Annotated in this window: 21 protein-coding genes; all 21 read left to right on the forward strand. The window is 54.0% G+C overall.

Annotated elements, in window-relative coordinates; genetic code table 11:
* The first annotated feature begins 1 nt into the window (after position 1).
* The 21 genes from rfaE2 (at position 2) to HMPREF9163_RS06820 (ending at position 21087) form a co-directional block, all read left to right on the forward strand.
* Positions 2–466 carry a D-glycero-beta-D-manno-heptose 1-phosphate adenylyltransferase gene (gene rfaE2 / locus HMPREF9163_RS06720; RefSeq protein WP_009440979.1) on the forward strand — a complete coding sequence of 155 codons (465 nt, stop codon included), beginning with the start codon at positions 2–4 and terminating at the stop codon, positions 464–466.
* Between the two features lie 62 nt (positions 467–528).
* On the forward strand, positions 529–1551 hold the full coding sequence (gene waaF / locus HMPREF9163_RS06725) for a lipopolysaccharide heptosyltransferase II (RefSeq protein ID WP_037346372.1): 1023 nt from the start codon (positions 529–531) through the stop codon (positions 1549–1551).
* Between the two features lie 37 nt (positions 1552–1588).
* On the forward strand, positions 1589–2785 hold the full coding sequence (locus HMPREF9163_RS06730) for a glycosyltransferase family 9 protein (RefSeq protein WP_037346374.1): 1197 nt from the start codon (positions 1589–1591) through the stop codon (positions 2783–2785).
* 34 nt (positions 2786–2819) lie between these two features.
* Positions 2820–3818: a D-glycero-beta-D-manno-heptose-7-phosphate kinase gene (gene rfaE1 / locus HMPREF9163_RS06735; protein WP_009440982.1), complete on the forward strand. Its 999-nt coding sequence runs from the start codon at positions 2820–2822 to the stop codon at positions 3816–3818.
* A complete protein-coding gene (gene rfaD, locus HMPREF9163_RS06740; RefSeq protein WP_009440983.1) occupies positions 3815–4786 on the forward strand; it encodes an ADP-glyceromanno-heptose 6-epimerase in 972 nt (323 codons plus the stop codon). The genes rfaE1 and rfaD overlap by 4 nt, the downstream gene beginning before the upstream one ends.
* Positions 4776–5285: a D-glycero-beta-D-manno-heptose 1,7-bisphosphate 7-phosphatase gene (gmhB, locus tag HMPREF9163_RS06745; RefSeq protein WP_009440984.1), complete on the forward strand. Its 510-nt coding sequence runs from the start codon at positions 4776–4778 to the stop codon at positions 5283–5285. The genes rfaD and gmhB overlap by 11 nt, the downstream gene beginning before the upstream one ends.
* Positions 5286–5305: 20 nt before the next feature.
* Complete coding sequence (locus tag HMPREF9163_RS06750; protein WP_009440985.1) at positions 5306–6076, forward strand: glycosyltransferase family 2 protein; 771 nt, start codon at positions 5306–5308, stop codon at positions 6074–6076.
* A gap of 19 nt (positions 6077–6095) precedes the next feature.
* On the forward strand, positions 6096–7241 hold the full coding sequence (locus HMPREF9163_RS06755; RefSeq protein WP_009440986.1) for a glycosyltransferase: 1146 nt from the start codon (positions 6096–6098) through the stop codon (positions 7239–7241).
* 14 nt (positions 7242–7255) lie between these two features.
* Entirely contained in the window at positions 7256–8161 is a 906-nt protein-coding gene (locus HMPREF9163_RS06760) for a VirK/YbjX family protein (RefSeq protein ID WP_009440987.1), read from the forward strand.
* 43 nt (positions 8162–8204) lie between these two features.
* Entirely contained in the window at positions 8205–9623 is a 1419-nt protein-coding gene (locus HMPREF9163_RS11520) for a hypothetical protein (RefSeq protein ID WP_051038589.1), read from the forward strand.
* 52 nt (positions 9624–9675) lie between these two features.
* The gene (locus HMPREF9163_RS11525; protein ID WP_009440989.1) at positions 9676–11124 is read left to right on the forward strand and encodes a putative viral phosphatase; all 1449 of its coding nucleotides are present in this window, start codon (positions 9676–9678) and stop codon (positions 11122–11124) included.
* Between the two features lie 3 nt (positions 11125–11127).
* Positions 11128–12111, forward strand: a complete 984-nt coding sequence (gene pseB / locus HMPREF9163_RS06775) for a UDP-N-acetylglucosamine 4,6-dehydratase (inverting) (RefSeq protein ID WP_009440990.1) — start codon at positions 11128–11130, stop codon at positions 12109–12111.
* Positions 12108–13271, forward strand: a complete 1164-nt coding sequence (gene pseC, locus HMPREF9163_RS06780; RefSeq protein ID WP_009440991.1) for a UDP-4-amino-4,6-dideoxy-N-acetyl-beta-L-altrosamine transaminase — start codon at positions 12108–12110, stop codon at positions 13269–13271. The genes pseB and pseC overlap by 4 nt, the downstream gene beginning before the upstream one ends.
* A 32-nt stretch (positions 13272–13303) precedes the next feature.
* Positions 13304–14188 (forward strand): aldo/keto reductase, encoded by an 885-nt coding sequence (locus HMPREF9163_RS06785; protein ID WP_009440992.1) that lies wholly within the window; start codon positions 13304–13306, stop codon positions 14186–14188.
* Between the two features lie 65 nt (positions 14189–14253).
* Positions 14254–14997: a glycosyltransferase family protein gene (locus HMPREF9163_RS06790; protein WP_232296680.1), complete on the forward strand. Its 744-nt coding sequence runs from the start codon at positions 14254–14256 to the stop codon at positions 14995–14997.
* A gap of 29 nt (positions 14998–15026) precedes the next feature.
* Complete coding sequence (locus tag HMPREF9163_RS06795; RefSeq protein WP_083475865.1) at positions 15027–16319, forward strand: aspartate aminotransferase family protein; 1293 nt, start codon at positions 15027–15029, stop codon at positions 16317–16319.
* A 32-nt stretch (positions 16320–16351) separates the two neighbouring features.
* Entirely contained in the window at positions 16352–17401 is a 1050-nt protein-coding gene (gene pseG, locus HMPREF9163_RS06800) for a UDP-2,4-diacetamido-2,4,6-trideoxy-beta-L-altropyranose hydrolase (RefSeq protein WP_009440995.1), read from the forward strand.
* On the forward strand, positions 17385–17870 hold the full coding sequence (locus HMPREF9163_RS06805) for a GNAT family N-acetyltransferase (protein WP_009440996.1): 486 nt from the start codon (positions 17385–17387) through the stop codon (positions 17868–17870). The genes pseG and HMPREF9163_RS06805 overlap by 17 nt, the downstream gene beginning before the upstream one ends.
* A 12-nt stretch (positions 17871–17882) precedes the next feature.
* On the forward strand, positions 17883–18902 hold the full coding sequence (pseI, locus tag HMPREF9163_RS06810; RefSeq protein WP_009440997.1) for a pseudaminic acid synthase: 1020 nt from the start codon (positions 17883–17885) through the stop codon (positions 18900–18902).
* Positions 18903–19043: 141 nt separating this feature from the next.
* Positions 19044–20249, forward strand: coding sequence for a DUF4910 domain-containing protein (locus tag HMPREF9163_RS06815; protein WP_009440998.1), 1206 nt, complete (start codon positions 19044–19046; stop codon positions 20247–20249).
* Between the two features lies 1 nt (position 20250).
* Positions 20251–21087, forward strand: a complete 837-nt coding sequence (locus HMPREF9163_RS06820; protein WP_009440999.1) for an AAC(3) family N-acetyltransferase — start codon at positions 20251–20253, stop codon at positions 21085–21087.
* The last annotated feature ends 74 nt before the right edge of the window (positions 21088–21161 follow it).

Consider the following 21161-nt stretch of genomic DNA (forward strand, 5'->3'; position numbering starts at 1 on the left):
TATGCTGATTCCGAATGAGCGGATTGCGGAGTTTGCCGCTGCGCTGCGCGAAGGAGGGGCACGCGTTGTCTTTACGAACGGTTGCTTTGATATCCTCCACGCGGGGCATGTGCGCTATCTCGCGGCGGCACGTGCGCTTGGCGACGTACTCATCCTCGGGCTGAACAGCGACGCATCCGTGCGCCGTCTGAAGGGAGAGACGCGCCCCGTGAATACGGAGGCGGATCGTGCGGAGGTCGTGGGTGCGCTGAAATCCGTGGACGCGGTCGTCATCTTTGGCGAGGATACGGCGGAGGAGCTGATTGCAAAGGTGCGCCCTGCGGTGTATGCGAAGGGCGGCGACTACACGCGTGAGACGCTGCCCGAGGCGCGCATTGTCGAGCGTTACGGTGGCGAGGTCGCCTTTATCCCGCTTGTGGCGGGGAAATCTACGACGAGCATTATTGAACGGGCGGGGCGGAAGTAGGGGGCGCGTTCGCGTGGGACAAGCACCAGAACCAACCTTTGACGATGAAAGGAGGGCAGGACATGAAGAACATCTTGGTTGTCAAACTGAGCGCAATCGGTGATGTGATTCATGCCCTGCCCGTTTCGTATGCCATCAAGGAGCGCTTCCCCGAGGCGCATCTGACGTGGGTTGTCGAAAAGCCCGCCTATCCGATCCTCGAGGGCAATCCCTACATCGACGACATCATCCTCTTTGAAAAGGCGAAGTTCCGCAGCGTCAGCGGCTTCCTGCACGAGATCGGCCCCTTTCGGCGCCGCCTGCGCGCGCGGCGCTATGACGCCTCGCTCGATCTGCAGGGGCTGTTCAAATCGGCGGCAATTGTATGGAATGCGGGCGCACGGCGGCGCGTCGGCACGGCGAATATGCGCGAGGGCGCGCATCTCGTGAGCCGTCCTGTGCGTGGTGCGCACGCAGCGGGGCACATCGTTGAGCGCTATCTCGATGTGGCGCGTGTGCTTGGCTGCACGGTGAACGAGGTGCACTTTCCCGTTGCCGTATCCGAACGCGATTGCTCGGCGGCTGAGATGCTGCTCGCACGCGAGGGTGTGCAGGAGGGGCGCGCGTTTGTCGCCTTTGCCATCGGTGCGAACTGGCCGAACAAGCGCTGGCCGGTGGAGCATTTCGCCGCGCTCGCGGACAGGCTCTACCGTGCGCACTACGTTCCCGTTCTCGTCGGCGGCGGACGGCTCGATGAGACGCTCGCACAGGACATCATGGCGGCGAGCGAGATTCCGCCCGTGAACCTCGTCGGGCGCACGAATCTGAAGCAGCTCGCGCATATCTTCACGCGCGCCGCGCTCGTCCTCGGCGGCGACACGGGCCCCGTCCACCTCGCGGCGGGGCTCGGCACGCCGACCGTCATGCTCATGGGGCCGACGGATGCGAACCGCAATGGCCCCTATGGACAGCTCGAAAACGCAATCGAGGCTGACCGTCCCTGCCGCGCGTGCTGGAAGCGCGCCTGTCCGAAGGGGCTGGACTGCCTCGCGGCGATCAGCGTGGATGCCGTCGCCGCGAAGATGAGACCGCTGCTTTCGCGGTAGTGTGTCAGGACGTATTCGCCTGTGGGAGGCTGTAAGTTTGTACCGAAACATTCTCGTCATCAACCTCATGCACCTCGGCGATCTGATGCTTGTGACGCCCGTGCTGCACACGCTGCGGCAAAGCTATCCCGAGGCGCGCATCCCCCTCCTCGCGGACGCGAAACTCGCGGACATTGTGCGGGAGAATCGGAACATCGACGAATGCCTCCTGATCGACAAGAAGGGGAAGGACAGCAGCCTCCTCGGTATCCTGCGGTTTGCATGGCGTCTGCGGAAAGCAAAATACGATCTCGTTGTCAATCTCCACCGCAACGAGCGCGCCTCCGCACTCGCGGCACTCAGCGGCGGCAAGTACATCATTGGTTATGCCAAGCCCGGCTTTGCGCTCCTCTTCAATCATGTCAGTCCCGATCAGCATATGATCATGCACGAGATTCACTCGCACTACGCGGCACTGCGTGCGGCGGGCGTGATTGACGAGATTGCGGAGGCAGGGCTCCGGATGTGGCTGCCCCCTGCGGCAGAGGAGGAAGCGGCGCGCCTCTGGGCGACGCATTTCGCCTCGGGGGACAGGGTGATCGCACTCAACATCGGCGCGAGCTGGCTGACGAAGCGGTGGGTGGACGAATACTTTGCAGAGGTGGCGGACACCTACCTCGCGCGCGGCTATCACATCGCCGTCATGGGCGGTCCGATGGATGTGGAGATCGTCGAGCGCTGCCGCGCACAGATGCGGGAGCGGGACAACGAGCGTCTGCACATCTTCACGGGGCAGGTCAGCCTTGGCGTGCTCGCGGGGCTTCTGCGCCGCTGCATCCTCTTCATCACGACGGACTCGGGTCCCATGCACGTCGGCGTTGCGATGCATGTGCCCGTCCTCTGTATGTTTGGCGCGTCGCCGATTCCGGGCTTCTACCCCTACGATGCGCGCAGCATCTCCGTGCGCGCGCCCGTGCCGTGCCATCCCTGCCGCATTCACGAGTGCCCGCTCACAGGAGAGGAGTATATGAAGTGCATGAAGGGAATGCCGTCCGATCTCATCATCCGCTATGCCGATCAGATGCTTGCGGAGTGCGGGGAGCAGCCCGCCTATGCGCTTGCGCCGCCGACGGCGTTCGAGACGCGGGTAGTGGAGCAGGTGGACGGTACATTCGTCCTCGCGCCAAAGGGGGCGGCGGGGCGCGTCGTTCGTCCCGTGATGCCCGCAGGGCTCAAAGCCCATGGGTTTGATTGATATTTCGATTTCCACAAAAGATAGGAGCGTTCTCATGGATATGGCAAAGATCCGCGCAACCGTTGCGGAGAAGAGTGTACGCAGCAACATTCTCGTCGTCGGCGATGTCATGCTCGATAAGTATTACTCGGGCGAGGTCACGCGCATCTCGCCCGAGGCGCCTGTGCCGATCACACATGTGACGGGGACGCGCGAGACACTCGGCGGTGCGGCGAACGTCGCACACAACCTCGCGTTGCTCGGGACGAATGTGAGCATTGCGGGCTATGTCGGCGATGATGCGCACTGCAAGAGCCTCCTTGAGAAATTCGCCGCGCGCGGGATTGACTATGCGGGGCTTGTCCATACGGATCGCCCGACCACGACGAAGATCCGCATCATCGGCGGGCATCAGCAGATGCTCCGCCTCGACTTCGAGGACGCCAGCCCGATTGACGGCGCGTATGCGGAGCAGTATCTCGACTACATCGACAAAAAGCTGAACGAGAGCATGGACTGTGTCATCATCTCGGACTACGGCAAGGGCGCGTGCACGGAGTTTGCGTGCCAGCACATCATCCGCGCGGCGCATGATCACGGCGTGCCCGTCATCGTCGACCCGAAGGGGGCGCAGTGGGCAAAGTACCGCGATGTCGACTACATCACGCCGAATGTCAAAGAGATCAATGAAATCATGCTCGAGCCGATTAAAAATGATGATTTCGAGGTCGAAAAGGCGGCGCGCTATGCCATCCGCAAGTTCGGCATTCGCAATGTCGTCCTTACGCGCTCCTCGAAGGGGCTTTCCCTCATTCACAATGAGGAAGTTGTCCACGTTCCAACGCGGGCACAGGAGGTCTTTGATGTCTCGGGTGCGGGCGATACGGTCATCGCCGTGTTCGGGCTGGGGCTTGCAGGCGGACTGAAGCCTGCAGACGCGGCATATCTGGCAAATCTGGCGGCGAGCGTTGTCGTCTCGAAACTCGGAACGTATGCCGTGAGCAGGGAAGAACTGCTGCAGGTGCTCGACCGTCAGGAGGGGGCAAATTCATGATTATCGTTACCGGTGGTGCCGGCTTTATCGGCAGCAATCTCGTCCACGCGCTGAATGCGCGCGGGCACAAGGACATCCTCATCGTCGACGATCTTGCAGACGGCGAGAACTACAAGAACCTGCGCGGGCTGCATTTCATTGACTACCAGCAGAAGGACGACTTCCTCCACCTCATCGAGGAGGGTGACTTCGACGGCACGGACATCGACGCAATCTTCCACGAGGGCGCGTGCTCGGATACGATGGAGTACGATGTCAACTACATGATGAAGGTGAACTACTCCTACTCCAAGGCGCTCCTGCACTTTGCGATGGGGGCGCGCATCCCGTTCTTCTACGCCTCCTCCGCCTCGACCTACGGCGGCGGGAAGCACGGCTTCACTGAGGGCGGACGCTGCGAGGATGCGCTCAATCCCTATGCGTTCTCAAAGCTCTCGTTCGACCGCTATGTGCGGCAGGTTATCCCCGAGGCACGCAGTCCCATTGTCGGGCTGAAATACTTCAACGTCTACGGTCCGCAGGAGCATCACAAGGGAAAGATGGCATCCATCTTCTACCAGCTCTACCATCAGATCATGGAGACGGGCGAGGCACGCCTTTTCCGTGGGACGGATGGGCTCGCGGACGGTGAGCAGCGGCGTGACTTTGTCTATGTCGGCGATGTTGTGCGCGTCAACCTCCATTTCTTCGAGCACGGCGGCGAGAGCGGCGTCTACAACTGCGGCACGGGCGTCGCACACAGCTACAACGAGGCGGCGCGTGCCGTGATAGCCGCGCTCGGTAAGGGAAAAATCGTCTATCGTGACTTCCCCGAGGTGCTGCGCGGCAAGTACCAGAACTATACGCAGGCGGATACGACTGCGCTGCTTGCAGCGGGCTATGACGGCGGCTTCACGCCGATGGAGGAGGCGGTCAAGGAGTACTGCGACTTTCTGACGGCGGGCGGGTACTTCTCCTATGGCGAATAAGGCGATCTTCTTCGACCGTGACGGCACGCTCAACGTCGACGTGCACTACCTCCACGAGCCTGAGAAATTCGTCTGGATCGAGGGATCAATCGACGCGATTCGCTGGGCGAATGAACACGACTATCTCGTCATCGTCGTCACGAACCAGAGCGGCATTGCGCGCGGCTACTATGATGAGGCTGCCATGCACCGCCTTCACGACTGGATGAATGCGGAGCTTGCCGCGCATGGTGCACATATCGACGCATTCTACTACTGCCCCCATCATACAGAGGGAAAGCTCCCTACCTATGCGAAGAGCTGCGACTGCCGCAAGCCCGCCCCCGGCATGATCCTGCGCGCGATCAGAGAGCACAATATCGACTCCGCCGTCTCGTGGATGTTTGGCGATGCGGCGAGTGATGTTGCCGCCGCCGAAAACGCGGGGGTGAAGGGAGTACGGTATACGGGGGGGAGTCTCGTGGACTGTGTGCGGCGCGCTATAGAACAAGAGGAATAACCTGTCGAGGAGGTGCTCATGTGAAACTTGCCGTTATCATTCTCACGCACAATGAGGAGCGGCACATCGAGGCGTGCATTCGGAGCGCCTCGTTTGCCGATGAGATTCTCGTCATCGACGATGACAGCACGGATCGCACGGCGGAGATTGCGCGCTCGGCAGGGGCACGCGTCATTGCGCATCCTCTGGCGGGAGACTTCGCGGGGCAGCGCAATTTTGCATTGACGCAGACGGACGCAGACTGGGTCCTCTATGTGGACGCAGACGAGCGCGTTCAGCCGGAGACAGAGGCTGAGCTGCGCCGCATCATGGCAGAGGATGCGCGTGCCGTCTATGAGATCAAGCGCATCAATGTCGCCTTTGGACAGCGTATGTACTACGGCGGTCACCGACCGGACTATCCGCGCCGCTTCTTCCCACGCGATGCGGTGCGCTGGGAGGGGCTCGTGCACGAGCGTACGGTGTCCGATCTCCCCGTTCGCCGCCTGAAGGGAAGTCTCCTGCACTATACCTATACAGACTGGGATCGCTATTTTCAGAAATTCAATCAGTATACGACACTGATGGCAGAGCGGCAGTATGCAGACGGAAAGCGGGCCTCGTTTCTAAAGATTTTACTTGATCCGCCGTTTGCGTTCTTTCGTTTTTATATTCTGCAGCGCGGCTTCCTCGACGGGCGGCTTGGTTTTATTCTCGCTATGACGCATGGTTTTTATACGATGGTGAAATATATCAAGCTGCATTATATGGAAACGGATTCTGATTCCTTGACATCATTTCGGTCTGCATAGAGAAAAGCAGAGGGAACATATGAAAATTGCCATCTTTGAAAACATCATGACGCCTGGTGGTCACGAGGTCGACTTTGATCGTATTCTTGTGGAGGAACTGAAAGCGCTCGGACATGAGATCGTGTTCTATGTGCCCGAAGGCTTTCGTTTTGGAATGGACTATCATACTGAGGTGCGCCATCTCTCCGGCGGACCCGTTTCCTACACACATGCGCGCGGCATCGGGAAACTTGTGATCTCTCTCAGGCGCACGCGCCGTCGGTTCAGCTGGTATCGCCAACTCTATCAGGCGGCGGAGGCGGGAGCGTTTGATGCGCTCATCGTTCCGACGGCAACCTATCGTTATTTGCGTGCGCTTCGCCACAGCGTCCTGCGCCGCTCGCCTGTGCCCGTCATGTTTCTTCATCATGGAATCACGCCGAAGGACGCCGACTCCTTTTTCGATGCCGTACATGGGTTGCTGGAATATCCCAATATCCGACCGACGGTCATTACTTTTGGAGACGCTATCTTTGGGAAACGTCCCGAAAATCTGCGCTTCATCGTGCCGCCGACCTATATTCCGCGGGATATTGAAGCTGCTCCGCGCATGCCTGTCAAGGAGGATGAACCTGTTACCATCGGCTTCTTTGGACAGTTTCGCAGGGAAAAAAGGCTCGAGGATCTGCTCAATGTCTATCTTGCGGGACATTATACACGCCCCGTTCGCCTGCTTGTACAGGGATCGACGATGCATGCGGAGGATGCGGAGGAGTTCGAACGCATCATCGCAGCCTATGACGGCAAGGGGATTACGTTCCTGCATCGCGGCTTGATCGGTGCGGAGTGGCAGCGCGCCATTGCGGGGGTGGATGCGCTCCTCCTGCCGTACTCGGCAGAGCGTTACCGCTACCAGTGCAGTGCAGTGCTCTTTACGGCGATTGGTTTTCAAAAACCCGTGCTCGTGAGCGATGATATGAATCCCGCTGTATTTGAACGGTTTTCTGTTGGGGAGACCTTTCCCAGCGGTGATTCCGCCGCACTCGGGCGGACGCTCGAGACCTTTATCAACGAATATGACAGCCGCGCGCCGCATTGGCACCATGCGCTCGAAGAGGCGGCGCGCTACTATGCACCGTCGCGTGTCGCCGCGCAGATTGCGGCGATCCTCGCAGAGAAAAATTGAAACGGAGTTTGCCTATGCTTGCTGAGATTCGCGCCGTCGCCCATCGCGCCTATCGCTGGGAAAACCCGCGCGAGCGCCACCGTGCGCTCGTCTTTATGGTGCGCGGACTCCTGCATAGGAAGCAGCTGCGCGAACTGTACGAATTCTTTCAGGAAACAGAAGTGCGGTGTGCCGTCTACGAGCGCAACCCGTTTCCGCTCGAGCAGGCGACGCGTGCCTTTTTTTATGCGGGCTCGACCGTGGGCACGCGGATCGCACTCATCAAGGATCATTATGCCTTTCTTGAAGCACATCTGAAGCCTGCAGATTTTGTCGATCTCGCACTCGAGCGTCCACGCGAAATCTGGCGGTCACAGGAGACGGATATAGAGTGGAATGCCTGTCTGAAATTCGAGCCGGGACAGCGCAAGGAGGGGTTGCTCTCTGTGATGATGGATGTGAACGGGACGCATCTCTATCAGATCATCTTTTGGATCGAGCAGCGTGACGGGCAGCCGACGCTTGTGATCGGTGCCATGCAGGGACCCAATACCGAGGACGCGCAGGATTTTGTCCGCGAGATGACAAAGCGCGCCCACCGCTTCCGCACGAAGAATCTCATCCTCTATATGACGCAGGCAGTTGCGCGTGCGCTTGGCGTGCAGCGCATTCTCGCCGTCTCGAATGCAGGCTACTACGCGAATAACCACATCCGCCGCGATCGCAAGCTCAAGACGGACTTTGGTGCATTTTGGGAAGAGGCAGGCGGACGGAAGACGGAGGATGCACGCTTCTATGAACTCCCTCTCACGCTCCCGCGCAAGACAATGGAGGAGGTGCCGACGCGCAAGCGTGCCGTCTATCGGCGGCGGTTTGCATTTCTTGATGAGGTGGATGCAGAGATTTCAGAGCGCGTGAAAGCCTTTATGACTCCCCTTTAAGTGATCGCATATGAAGGAAACACAGATAGAGAGGGCGTGTGTCATGAGACGCTTTGTGATTGTGGAACTGGATGGCGACCTAATTCGTGATGTTTTAAAGGAATTTCATAAGAATGGAACGATAGAGATTGTAAAATGGTACATTGCAGAAGAAAATCGGGCGGCGTTTTCTGATTTCCCTTCGGCAGAGGTGTTTATCACATCATGGCGGAGAGGCTTGTCTTATACACCGACATTAACAGAGATGGACGAGCGTCGCCTTTTTACTGAACTTGACTATATCTTAGCGAACTTTGCGCGTGATACGGAATTTTATCGTTTGCCATACTACGAATACAAGCATGTTGTCCATATGATGGCAAATTATTTTGCCGATGCGCTGCGCCGCGTGCATGCGGAAGCAGTTCTCTTTCAAGATTTGCCGCATGGTCCTACCGTCAGTGTCATTTATGCGGCAGCGCGCATTTTAGGGATTCAGACCTATTCATTGGTTCCCTCTGAGCAGGCGGACTTTTTTCATATTTGCACATCAATAGAGGATTATGGTATCTTTGAGATCCAACCTAGGGTACAGAGCGCAGGGCAAAGCGTGGTACAGATCGAGAAAACCTATCGGAAAGAGCTGGCATATATGACCGAAGAGCGGATTCGGGAGGATTTGGGCAAGTCTGGCAAACGCAGGTTTCGCCTTTTCACGCATCCGCGTGCATGGCTTGCAGAACGACGGGCGATATTAAAGCGTCACGGAGATAAATATGATTCTGTCGCGGATTTCATTGAGCGCCGTATTGTCCTCGGCATCAGCCGGTATTTTCGCACCAAAGAGTATCTTAGAGCAGCAAGGCGCGCAGAGGCGAGCAATATCAGCTGGAGTGAAAAGTATGTATATTTTCCGCTGCACCTACAGCCGGAGATGACTACGGATACGCTTGGCGGTTGCTATCGTGATCAGCTCTTGGCGATCGAGCAGCTGGCACGCATTCTTCCGAAAGACTGGCTGATTTACGTCAAGGAGAATCCGAAGCAGCTGTTCTGGATGCGGGAAAAATATTTTTTCAAACGATTGTCATGTCTGCCACAGGTGCGGTATATTTCACGTTCGGTAGATACATATCAGCTCATGCAGCACAGTCAGTTTGTTGCAACCATCAGCGGAACGGCGGGCTGGGAGGCGATTTCCGGCGGGAAGCCCGCGGTCGTCTTTGGGCAGTGCTGGTATAAAAACTTTCCCGGTGTTTTCTCGTTTTCCGATGAGCTTGACTTAGAGGCCGTGGCTGGTTATTTCATCGAGCATCGCGCCGTGGAGGAGGTATTCTCTGCATATCGAGGAAAGGCTTTGAAAGGGATCTTCCGCAGTGATTGCCTGCGTGACGCCAAGGATTTTGATGCAGGGGAAAACCATAAAAATATGCTCCAAGCGATGGAGTTCTTGTTCGTCAAATTGGATGGGGCACATCCGTGAAAAACGGAAGCCATGTTAGGGCTGCATATGAGCATGACAAGGGGGAAACAGGATGTTAAACACATTGATTTGGGGGTTGGATCAACCGATTGCGGCTCCTTTGATTGCACGTCTCCATGATGAGGGTGTATTTTGTGTAAAAAAGTGGATTGTTGGTGAGAGTGAAAGCAAGACGCCGTTCTTTCTGGAGAGAGAGGGCGTCGAAATCATCGAGGATAAACTTGAACTGAATTTCTGTCAGGGTGATTTAGATTTCCCGCCGACTTGGCTGGATGAGAAAATACGACACTATTTCCCTGTCATCTTACAGAATTTCGCCCGTCAGTTTTTTTATGATCGCCTTCCTGTCTATGAGTTTATGAATATCATACAGATTTGGGTGAGATATTATTATACAATGCTTGCACGAAATCAAATTGATGCGGTCATTTTTGCCGATATACCGCATGAGGGGGGGCGGAGCATTCTGTATCCTATGGCACAAGCCATGGGAATACCTACTTTGATGTTAGTGCCGTCCGGTCCCTTCGGAACCTTTGCATACTGTTTTTCGATAGAGGATTATGGGCGCTTCGCGGATGTTCCGATGTTTCGCACACCGCATCCTGAGGAGAGCCAGATTCGGCAGGACTATAAAAAAGAACTGTACTATATGAAAGGGAAACATGCACCCAAGCAGAGAAAGACACTACAGTATCGCTTAAGAAAATTAGCGTCGCCAAGGGCATTCATAAAACGGAAAAAGGATATTTTTGAAAGTACCCTTCAAAAATACGGCAGCATTCAAGAGTTTCTTCTGAAAAAAGTTGCGACGTGTGCTATGAACTATGACGAAAAGAAGAAGTATCAGGCAAATGCAATGAATTGTGCTGATAAAGATGTTGATTTTAATTGCGATTATGTATATTTTCCGCTTCATCTTCAGCCTGAAATGACAACGGATGTATTAGGCGGCATATATTGCGACCAGCTGCTCGCCATTGAGAAACTGCGCGCAATGCTGCCGCCGGATTGGATGATCTACGTTAAGGAAAATCCAAAGCAGACGAAACGCATGCGGCTGGATTACTTCTTCAAGCGTCTGAAGCTTATTCCGAACGTCAAGTATGTGGATCGCTCCATCGATACCTATGCCCTTATGGAACATGCCAAATTTGTCGCGACTATTACGGGGACGGCCGGGTGGGAGGCAATCAGCGGAGGAAAGAATGCCCTGATCTTTGGCCGCATATGGTACGAGGCGTTTCCCGGTGTATTCCAGTATCATGAGGGGCTGCGCCTAGAGGACATCACATCCTATGTGATCGACCATGATGCTTTGGAGCAAGCTCTGCATTGCTATTTAGAAAAGACGGTGGACGCCGTTTATTCACCGGCGATTCAGGAGGCTATGCCGGCGTTTGACGCCAAGAAGAATGATGAAAAACTGGAGAAGTTTTTCAGGTTCATCATCCCCTATATAGAGATGCATCGATGCAAGGTCGCAGGAGAAAAGGAGTAGAATATGTTCAATAATAAAAATATCCTTGTCACAGGTGGGACAGGCTCATTTGGCAAGATGTTCATCAAGATCCTGCTTGAGCAGTATCGGCCCAACAAAGTCATTGTCTACTCACGCGACGAGCTCAAGCAGTTTGAGATGCAGCAGACGTATAACGACAGCTGTATGCGTTACTTCATCGGCGATGTACGGGATGGAGAGCGCCTGAAGTATGCGATGGAGGGCGTGGACTACGTCGTCCATGCTGCGGCGCTCAAACAGGTGCCGGCAGCGGAATACAACCCGATGGAGTGCATCAAGACGAATGTGAATGGTGCGCAGAATGTCATTGACGCGGCGCTTCATGCAGGCGTTAAGAAGGTCATTGCACTCTCCACGGACAAGGCGGCAAATCCGATCAACCTCTATGGTGCGACAAAACTCTGCTCGGATAAACTCTTTACGGCAGCAAACAACTTTGTCGGCGCAAAGGAGACACGATTCGCCGTCGTACGCTATGGCAACGTCGTCGGAAGCCGTGGCTCTGTGGTACCGTTTTTCAAACGCCTTGTAGCGGAGGGAGTGCAGGAGCTTCCCGTGACTGATCCGCGCATGACACGCTTCTGGCTCCGCTTGGAGGATGGCATCGCATTCGTTCTCAAGAGTTTTGAACGCATGAAGGGCGGTGAGATCTTCATCCCAAAGATCCCGTCGATGCGGATTACCGACCTTGCGGAGGCGATTGCACCGGGGCTGCCGGTCAATATCATCGGCATCCGCCCAGGGGAGAAGCTGCACGAGGTGATGTGCCCGTCGGATCTCTACTATGAGACGTTGGAGTTTGCGGATCATTTTGTCATCATGCCCTCCACACAGGAGCAGACGGTGGACTACACGCACAACGCGATCGGTGAAATAGGAGCCCTCGTGCCGGATGGCTTTGACTATAACTCCGGAAACAATCCATATTTCTTGACGGTGGAAGAACTACGGGAGATGAACCCATGATTTACTACGGAAGACAGGATATCAACGAGGCGGATATACAGGCCGTGGAGGCGGTGTTGCGCTCGGACTTTCTGACGCAGGGTCCTGCGATTGAGCGCTTTGAGCAGCGCGTTGCACAGTACTGCGGTGTGAAATATGCAGTGGCTGTCTGTAACGCAACCTCAGCACTTCACATCGCCTGTCTTGCGGCAGGCCTTGGGAAAGGTGATCTCCTCTGGACGAGTCCGATTACCTTTGTCGCCTCGGCGAACTGCGCACGCTACTGTGGTGCGGATGTGGATTTCGTCGATATTGATGAAAACACCTACAACATGAGCGCCTCCGCACTGGAGCAGAAGCTGCAGGAGGCGAAGCGGCAGGGCAGACTGCCCAAGATCGTCGTTCCCGTGCATATGGCAGGGCAGTCCTGCGATATGCGTGCCATCAAGAAACTGTCGGAGGAGTACGGGTTTACACTGCTTGAGGATGCTTCACACTGCGTCGGCGCGGACTATGCCGATACCAAGGTGGGAAGCTGTGCCTATTCGGATATGGCAGTGCTGAGCTTTCATCCCGTCAAGATCATAACGACAGGCGAGGGCGGTATGGTTCTGACGAACGATGCCGCTCTCTACGAGCAGCTTTGTCTCTATCGCAGTCACGGCATTACGCGCGATCCGAAGCACATGACCAAAGAAAGTGATGGGGACTGGTACTACCAGCAGGTCGCACTTGGTTTCAACTATCGCATGACGGACATTCAGGCGGCGCTCGGCGCGAGTCAGATGGATCGTCTGGATGAATTCGTTGCGCGCAGACGTGCTCTTGCGGCGCGCTACGATGCACTGCTGCGGGATCTTCCTCTTAAAACGCCGTTTGTTTTGGATGGGGCGCAGCCGTCGTGGCATCTGTATATCGTACGCATTGACTTTGACCGCGTACACAAGACGAAGCAGCAAATCTTTGCGAAAATGCGCGCACGTGGCATTGCGCTGAACCTGCACTACATCCCCGTGCATACGCAGCCGTATTATGAGGCGCTCGGTTTCCATGCAGAGGATTGTCCGGCTGCGATGGCGTACTACCATGAGGCACTCACGCTGCCGCTCTATCCATGCATGACGGATGCCGAGCAGGAGATGGTCGCACGGGCGTTGCGTGAGGTGCTGATCGGAGGCTGATCGGAGCAGCGGTGTCGGAAACAGGAGGACATATGACGGCGAAACTCTGTCTGGGAACGGTGCAGTTCGGCATGCGCTATGGCATTCACAATACATTGGGGCGTCAGCCGACCGAGGAAGAGGTCTTTGGTATCCTGGATGCTGCGCTTGACGCCGGCATTTGTATGTTTGATACTGCCAGCGCATACGGTACGTCGGAGGAGTTGCTCGGCCGCTATGGTTTGGCGGCACGCGGCGGGCAGATCATCTCCAAGCTGCACCCTGCAGTGGAAGGTGAGCGGCGTGATGTGCAGGGCGAAATCCGACGCTCCCTTGTACGTCTTGCCGCGTCCAGGCTTTACTGCTATATGCTGCATCGTGTAGAGGATCTGGATGATGCCTCTGTGATGGATGTGATGGAGGATGCAAAGGCGCGTGAATGGACGGATAAGATCGGTGTGAGCATCTACAGCCCCGAGGATGCCATGCGTGCAGCAGAGGATTCTCGCATTGATGTCATACAGGTGCCGTATAACGTGCTTGATCAGCGGCTTGACGACTGTGGTTTTTTCGAGTATGCCAAGGAAAATCAGAAAGAAGTATTCGCGCGGAGTACGTTTTTGCAGGGCCTTCTGCTTATGTCTCCTGCGGATGCAGAGACAAAGGTCGCGGGAAGCGGTGTCTATGTGGAGCGCTTTCAATCCATGGCGGCAGAGGATGGATTCCTCCCGCGTGAGGCGGCGATGCTCTACGCCCTCTGTCATGCGGGGATTTCCTACGTCGTGTTCGGTGTGGACACGAGTGCGCAGCTGAGGGAGAACACGTCGTTGTTATCCAGATGCCGCACATTTTTAGCAACCTATAAAAAACTGCACGGTGCGTTTCGTGATATAGATGTGAATATACTCGAGCCGCAGCGATGGAAGGTCAGTCTCTGATTTTTTATTATGAATGTGTATAATTTATGGCTGATGTTCCTATGGAAAAGGACTGATATATCTTGGTGCTAGCCATTTTGCAGGCGCGGTGCTCCTCGCATCGTTTGCCGAACAAGGTGTTGAAGCCATTGCTTGGGCGAGCGATGGTGCTGCGGGAGATGGAACGTCTGACGCACAGTCGATACATTGACCGGATTGTTCTCGCGACGAGCACGGATGTGAGTGATGATCCGCTCTGTGCTCTTGCAGAAGAGACAGGCGTAAACATCTATCGCGGCAGTCTTGATGATGTTTTGGATCGTTACTATGCCTGTGCGAAAGAATATGGCGCAGAACATATCGTGCGCGTGACGGGGGACTGTCCGCTCATTGACTGGCGCGTGAGTGATGATGTGATTGCGCGTCACCTCACTGAGAAGAATGACTATACGCGTACAACAGAACGATTTCCGGATGGGCTTGACACCGAGATCATGACGTTCGATGCTCTGGAACAGGCACATCGGGAGGCACGACTGACCTCTGAGCGGGAACACGTAACACTCTATTTTCGAAATAATCCGGAGCGTTTTCGTATCGGTTCTGTGGATTGTGCGGAGGATTATCGCGATTTTCGTTGGACAGTGGATGAGCCGTGTGACTTTCCTTTTGTGGAAGCGGTCTATGAAAAACTCTATGCGAAGAACAAAGATTTTTCCATGCAGGATATTCTTTCCCTGTTGAAAGAACAGCCTGACCTTCGGACACTCAATCAAGGGATTGTTCGGAATGAGGGGTTGCTGAAATCTCTGGCAGAAGATACGAAGTAAGCGGGATAAATATGGGAGGCGCATCTATTATGAAGATCAATCAAAGAAGTCTGAAGAAGTCAGATGAACTGTGGCAGCGGGCACAGGATACCATTCTCTCGGGCTGCCAGCTCTACAGTAAAGGGCCGGAGACGCATATCAAGGGCGTGTCTCCCATCTATATCGACCATGGCAAGGATGGGCACGTCTGGGATCCGGACGGCAATGAGTACATCGACTACGATATGGGACTCGGGCCGATCCTGCTCGGCTATCAGTACAAGGCGGTGGATGATGCAGTCATGGCGCAGCTGCGCCGCGGTATGGGCTACTCCCTCGTTGCACCCGAGGAAGTGGAGTATGCCGAACTGTGTGTAAAGCACATCCCGAGCGCGGGAAAAGTGCGCTTCCTCAAGACGGGGTCCTCGGCGACGGAGGCAGCTGTCCGCATTGCGCGCTGCTATACGGGGCGCAAACACATCGTGCGCGGAGAGTATCATGGCTGGCATGAATGGACGACAGCGGCGGAGAACGTCCGTCAGGGCGGCATCCTGCCCGAGGTGCGTCAATTCGTCCATAAATTCGACTACAACGACCTGGCGAAGGTCGAAGAGTATTTTGAAGCCTATCCGGGGGAAATCGCCGCTGTCATTACGGAGGCGGTTGAGGTCGAGCCGCCCAAAGAAGGCTTCCTTGAGCAGTTAAAGGAACTCTGTCATCGGAATGGGGCACTGCTCATTTTCGATGAGGTTGTCAACGGCTTCCGCTTCTCGATCGGCGGCGCGCAGGCGTATTTCGGCGTGACGCCTGACCTCTCGACGTTTGGCAAGGCGGCCGCAAACGGGTTGCCGCTCTCCATCGTCGCGGGACGCAAGGACATCATGGAGGAAGTGGATAAGAAGATCTTTATCTCCACCACCTTCGGCGGTGACTGCCTGTCTCTTGCCGCCGGTATTGCCGTGATGAAGGAACTCGAATCCGGTGAGGTCACAAAGGCAATCTGGGAGAAGGGGAAATACCTTCAGGATAATTTCCGCCGTCTTGCCAAGGACATTGACGTGCCGATTGATCTCAGCGGCTATCCCTGCCGTCTGAATCTCGAATACACGGACTATGAGGGGAAAAAGGACTGGCTCTACAACTCCATCTTCATGCAGGAAAGCGTTAAGCGCGGTGTCCTCCTCGGCTGGCACATCTTCCCCTGCTATACGCATACGCAGGAGGATCTGGACTTCACGCTCAACGTATTCGAGGATGCGATGAAGATCTATCGCGAGGCGCTGAAGAGCGGGCATCCCGAAACCTATATGGAGGGGCAGCCGCTCAAGATCGTTCTGGGGTGATTCCTTGTGTTGAAACAGATCGGGTGGATGTCATGAATGACGTTGTGGCGATTCGCGTGGACTCATCCGAGCAGATCGGAAGCGGGCACCTGATGCGCTGCCTGACACTGGCGGAGCGGCTGCGAAAGGATGGTGCTGACGTTCATTTTATCTCGCGTGATCTTGCAGGGAGTCTGAATCATCTGGTGCGTGAGCAGGGCTTTTCTTTGTATATCCTCCCGTGCCATGCAGATCATCCTGCGCTTACGGGATATACGGCATGGCTGACCGTGCCGCAGGAGATGGACGCAGAGGAAACGGCGGCGATTTTGCGGCAGCTTTTTCCTGTGGAGCGTCTCGTCGTGGACAGCTATGCACTGGATGCGGCGTGGGAGCAAAAACTGCGCCCTCTTGTCCGTGAGATCTTCGTCATTGACGATTTGGCGAACCGACCGCACGACTGCGATGTGCTTCTCGACCAGAATTTCTATCGGGAAATGCGGCATCGGTATGACGGACTTGTACCTCCTGCCTGTAAGCTATTGCTCGGGCCGAGTCATGCCCTCCTGCGCGAGGAATTTTATGCAGCGCGGGAAAAGATCGGCGTGCGGGATGGTGTCCTGCGCCGCATTCTTGTATTCTATGGAGGCAGTGATGTGACGCGGGAGACCGAAAAGGCAATCCGTGCGCTCGTGCACCTTCAACTTCCCGCCGTTGCTGTGGATGTCGTCGTTGGAGGGAGCAATCCACGTCGCACGCAGATCGAGGAGCTTTGCGCTGCGCATGACTTCCTTTACTATCACTGTCAAGTTTCCAATATGGCAGAACTAATGGCACATGCTGATCTTTGTCTCGGTGCAGGCGGTACAACCACATGGGAGCGCTGTTTCCTGGGACTTCCTGCTATCGTGACTGCTGTTGCCGAAAACCAGATTCAGGTCTGCGAGGACTGCGCCGAGGCGGGCTATATCCGCTATCTTGGCAGATGGGATGAGGTAACAGTGGGGGATATTGCGGCGGCTGTGCAGAAGTGTATCATGCCGCAAACTCTTCGGGAGATGCAGCGAAGCTGCAGATTGGATGTGAATGATTGTGACAGATGAAAGACGGCTATACCTGCGTCCTGTTGAACTGTCTGATGCAAGGCTGCTTTTTCAGTGGCGTAACGAGAAAGCGACGCGTGCAAATTCTCTTCATAGTGAGGAACTCGTCTATGAGGATCATGTCCGATGGTTGGAGAGTGTACTCGGAACGACGAAGGCACAATATTTCTTTATTCTGATGGCAGATCTTGTGCCGGTTGGTCAAATTCGCCTAAGTGTTGAAAATGAAATGGCTCTGATCAGCTACAGCATAGATGCAGCTCGTCGTGCGCGTGGGTATGGGCATATGATATTGCAGATGACAGAAGACAAGTTGAGAGAGCAAAGCGTGCATCTGACACTCGTTGGTTACGTCAAAGAGGAGAACGTCGCTTCTCAGAGAGCATTTACGTCGTTACAGTATCGAGAAAGCCGTGAAAACGATCTTCTTCGATACGAAAAAGTGATTGGGGAAGCAGACAATATATAGGGAGGAAATGTCGTGGAGGGACAGAAACCTTTTATCATCGCAGAGATGTCGGGCAATCATAACCAGTCGCTTGAGCGTGCACTTGCCATTGTCGATGCGGCGGCTGCTGCAGGTGTCGATGCGATTAAGATTCAGACCTATACCGCCGATACAATGACGCTCGATATTGATACAGGCGAGTTTTTTATTGCGGATCAAAACAGCCTATGGAAAGGCGAGACGCTCTATCGGCTTTACGAGAAGGCTCATACCCCGTGGGAGTGGCATAAACCGATCTTTGACCGATGTAAAGAACATGGGATTATGGGCTTCAGCACGCCGTTCGATGATACATCGGTCAATTTTCTTGAGGAACTCGATGTGCCCTGCTATAAGATTGCCTCCTTTGAGAATGTGGATCTTCCACTCATTCGGAAGGCTGCGCGCACGGGCAAGCCCATCATTGCATCGACGGGGATGACAACCGTATCGGAGCTTGCCGATCTTGTTCGTACGGCGCGGGACAATGGCTGTGCAGATCTGACCCTACTCAAATGTACGAGCAGCTATCCATCCTCTCCGGAGGGGACGAATCTCCGCACGATTCCACATATGCGAGAGATGTTCGGATGCGATGTGGGGCTGTCCGACCATACGCTAGGCATTGGAGTTGCCGTCGCGAGTGTCGCGCTCGGTGCGTCGATGATCGAGAAGCACTTTACCCTGTCGCGTGCCGATGGCGGTGTCGATGCTGCTTTTTCGCTCGAGCCGGATGAGATGGCGCAGCTCGTGTGTGAATGCCGAGCCGCCGCACTCGCTATGGGTGAGGTGCGCTATGAGATGGCAGAGCAGGAAAAGAAATCTCTGCAATTCCGGCGCAGCCTATACATTGCAGAGGATATGAGAGCGGGAGATGTTCTGACGGAGAAAAATCTGCGCCGTATCCGCCCCGGACATGGGCTGTCGCCAAAGCATTATGATGCACTGCTCGGGCAAAAAGTAAGGTGTGATGTAAAGCGCGGAACGCCAATGTCTTGGGCATTGGTGGAGTAACAACTTCGTTTTGCTTGCAAGAGGAGGAAGGACAATGTGCTCAACTCAAGATAAAGGACAGGATATTTATAATCTTGCACAGAAGATTTTCCGTATTGTAGGAGCATTACCGGGGAAGGGGTACGCCGTACAATCGCGGATTTGAAAGCGTATATCGAAAAAGATAGCAATACTGTACTCAGCGTTCATGAAATACCGTCAGGTACGCCTGTTTTCGATTGGACTGTTCCAAAGGAATGGGGTATTCGAGATGCCTATATCGAAGATGAGATAGGCAATCGCGTGATTGATATGAAGCAGCATAATCTTCATGTCATGGGGTACTCCACTCCGGTCGATCGGTGGGTTGATTTGGATGAATTGAAACAGTATATCTATACGGAGCAGGATCAGCCTGATGTGATTCCCTATGTTACCTCCTACTACAAGGAACGCTATGGGTTCTGCATGAGTGAGCGGCAGAAAAATGCCCTGCCTCCCGGTCGGTACCATATGTATATTGATAGTGAGCTTTTTGATGGTGTGCTGAACTATGCCGAGGCGGTGATTCCGGGAGAGCGGGAACAGGAAATTTTCTTTTCGACGTACTTCTGTCATCCATCTATGGCGAATAACGAGTGCTCGGGACCTGCGCTTGCAGCAGAACTGATTCGTTTTGTTTCGTCGATGGAACGTAGGAAGTACACATACAGATTCATATTCATTCCAGAGACGATCGGCTCAATCAGCTATATGAGCACAGGAGATCATCTGGCACAGATGAAGAAAACAATGTGTGCGGGGTTCAATCTGTCTTGTATGGGAGATGATCGTGACTACTCTATTGTGGAGTCGAAGTATGGTGATACATTGGCTGATCGGGCACTCAAGAATGTGTTGAGCTATCACGCAGCGCAGTACTCAACATATTCTTTTTTGGAACGCGGGTCTGATGAACGTCAGTACAATGCTCCTGGTATTGACCTGCCTGTTGTATGCTACTGTCGCTCTAAGTTTGGAGAATATCCTGAATATCATACCTCTGCGGACGATATGACGCTGGTCTCACCGGAGGGATTTCAGGGCAGTTATGATGTTATGACCCAGGTTATTCAGGCACTGGAACATAATGCAAATTACCAAGTTGAGGTTTTGGGGGAGCCTCAGCTCGGCAAGCGTGGACTATACCCGACAATTAGTCAAAAGGGGTGCTACGATGAGGTTACTGCGATGGTTGATCTCGTCGCCTATGCCGACGGGAAAAATGATCTGATAGCGATTAGCGAGCGAATCGGAGTACCTGTCAAAGATCTTCTGCCGATTGTTCAGAAGCTGCGTGATGCAGCGTTGATTCGGATGGTGAGATGAGATGAAAGAAGCGATTGCAGAACTGAGGAAGACACTCGGTGCGCTTGGAATTCAGCGAGGGGATATTGTATATGTCGCCTCTGATATAACATTGCTTATGTATATAATACAAAGAGAATATGGTGTTGATAACATTGATGCATTTTTGGACGAATGCATCAATATTTTTGAGGATACTGTAACAGAAAGCGGAACACTGCTTTTTCCCATGTTTACATGGGCTCCGTGTCGTGGCGATACATTTAACGTGCGCAGCAGTAAATCTGAGGTCGGAGCATTAAATAATTGGGTTTTGCGCCATCGCCCTGAGTTCGTGCGTACTGCACATCCAATGTATTCCTTTTTTGTTTGGGGGAAAGACACAGATCAACTTGTTTCTTTGCATAATGAGAGTGCATGGGGAGAAGATTCTCCTTTTGGATATTTTCATAGGAATCATGCTAAAATGTTATTGATTGATGTCCATCTAAAGCAATGTTATACATTTATGCACTATGTTGAGGAACAGATCCGAGTGCCATATCGTTATATGAAGAATTTTAGGATAAACTATATTGATAAAGATGGCATTGAGAGCGAACGATCTTATACAATGTTTGTGCGTGATCTTGCGATTGACTCTATACAGCACACTCCCGATGATAAATTACTAGAAACAGGGATCATGACTGAAACCAAATGGCTGGATATTCCAGTGCGTCTTGTTGATATGGCTCAATCTTATTCAGTATATGAAAATGATCTTCGTTATAATAGAGGTAAGTGGTGTTATATTTTTTCTAGCTATGAATTAGACTGGAAGGGGGGACAAACCCATCCAGATGAGTTGAATAATTAATATGGAGAAAAAGTTTATGGAATCAGATCTCAATAAAAATTTTACCTATCCATATGACAATGATCTCTTGATGC

The organism is Selenomonas sp. oral taxon 138 str. F0429 (assembly GCF_000318175.2).
GTDB classification, from domain to species: Bacteria; Bacillota; Negativicutes; order Selenomonadales; family Selenomonadaceae; genus Centipeda; species Centipeda timonae.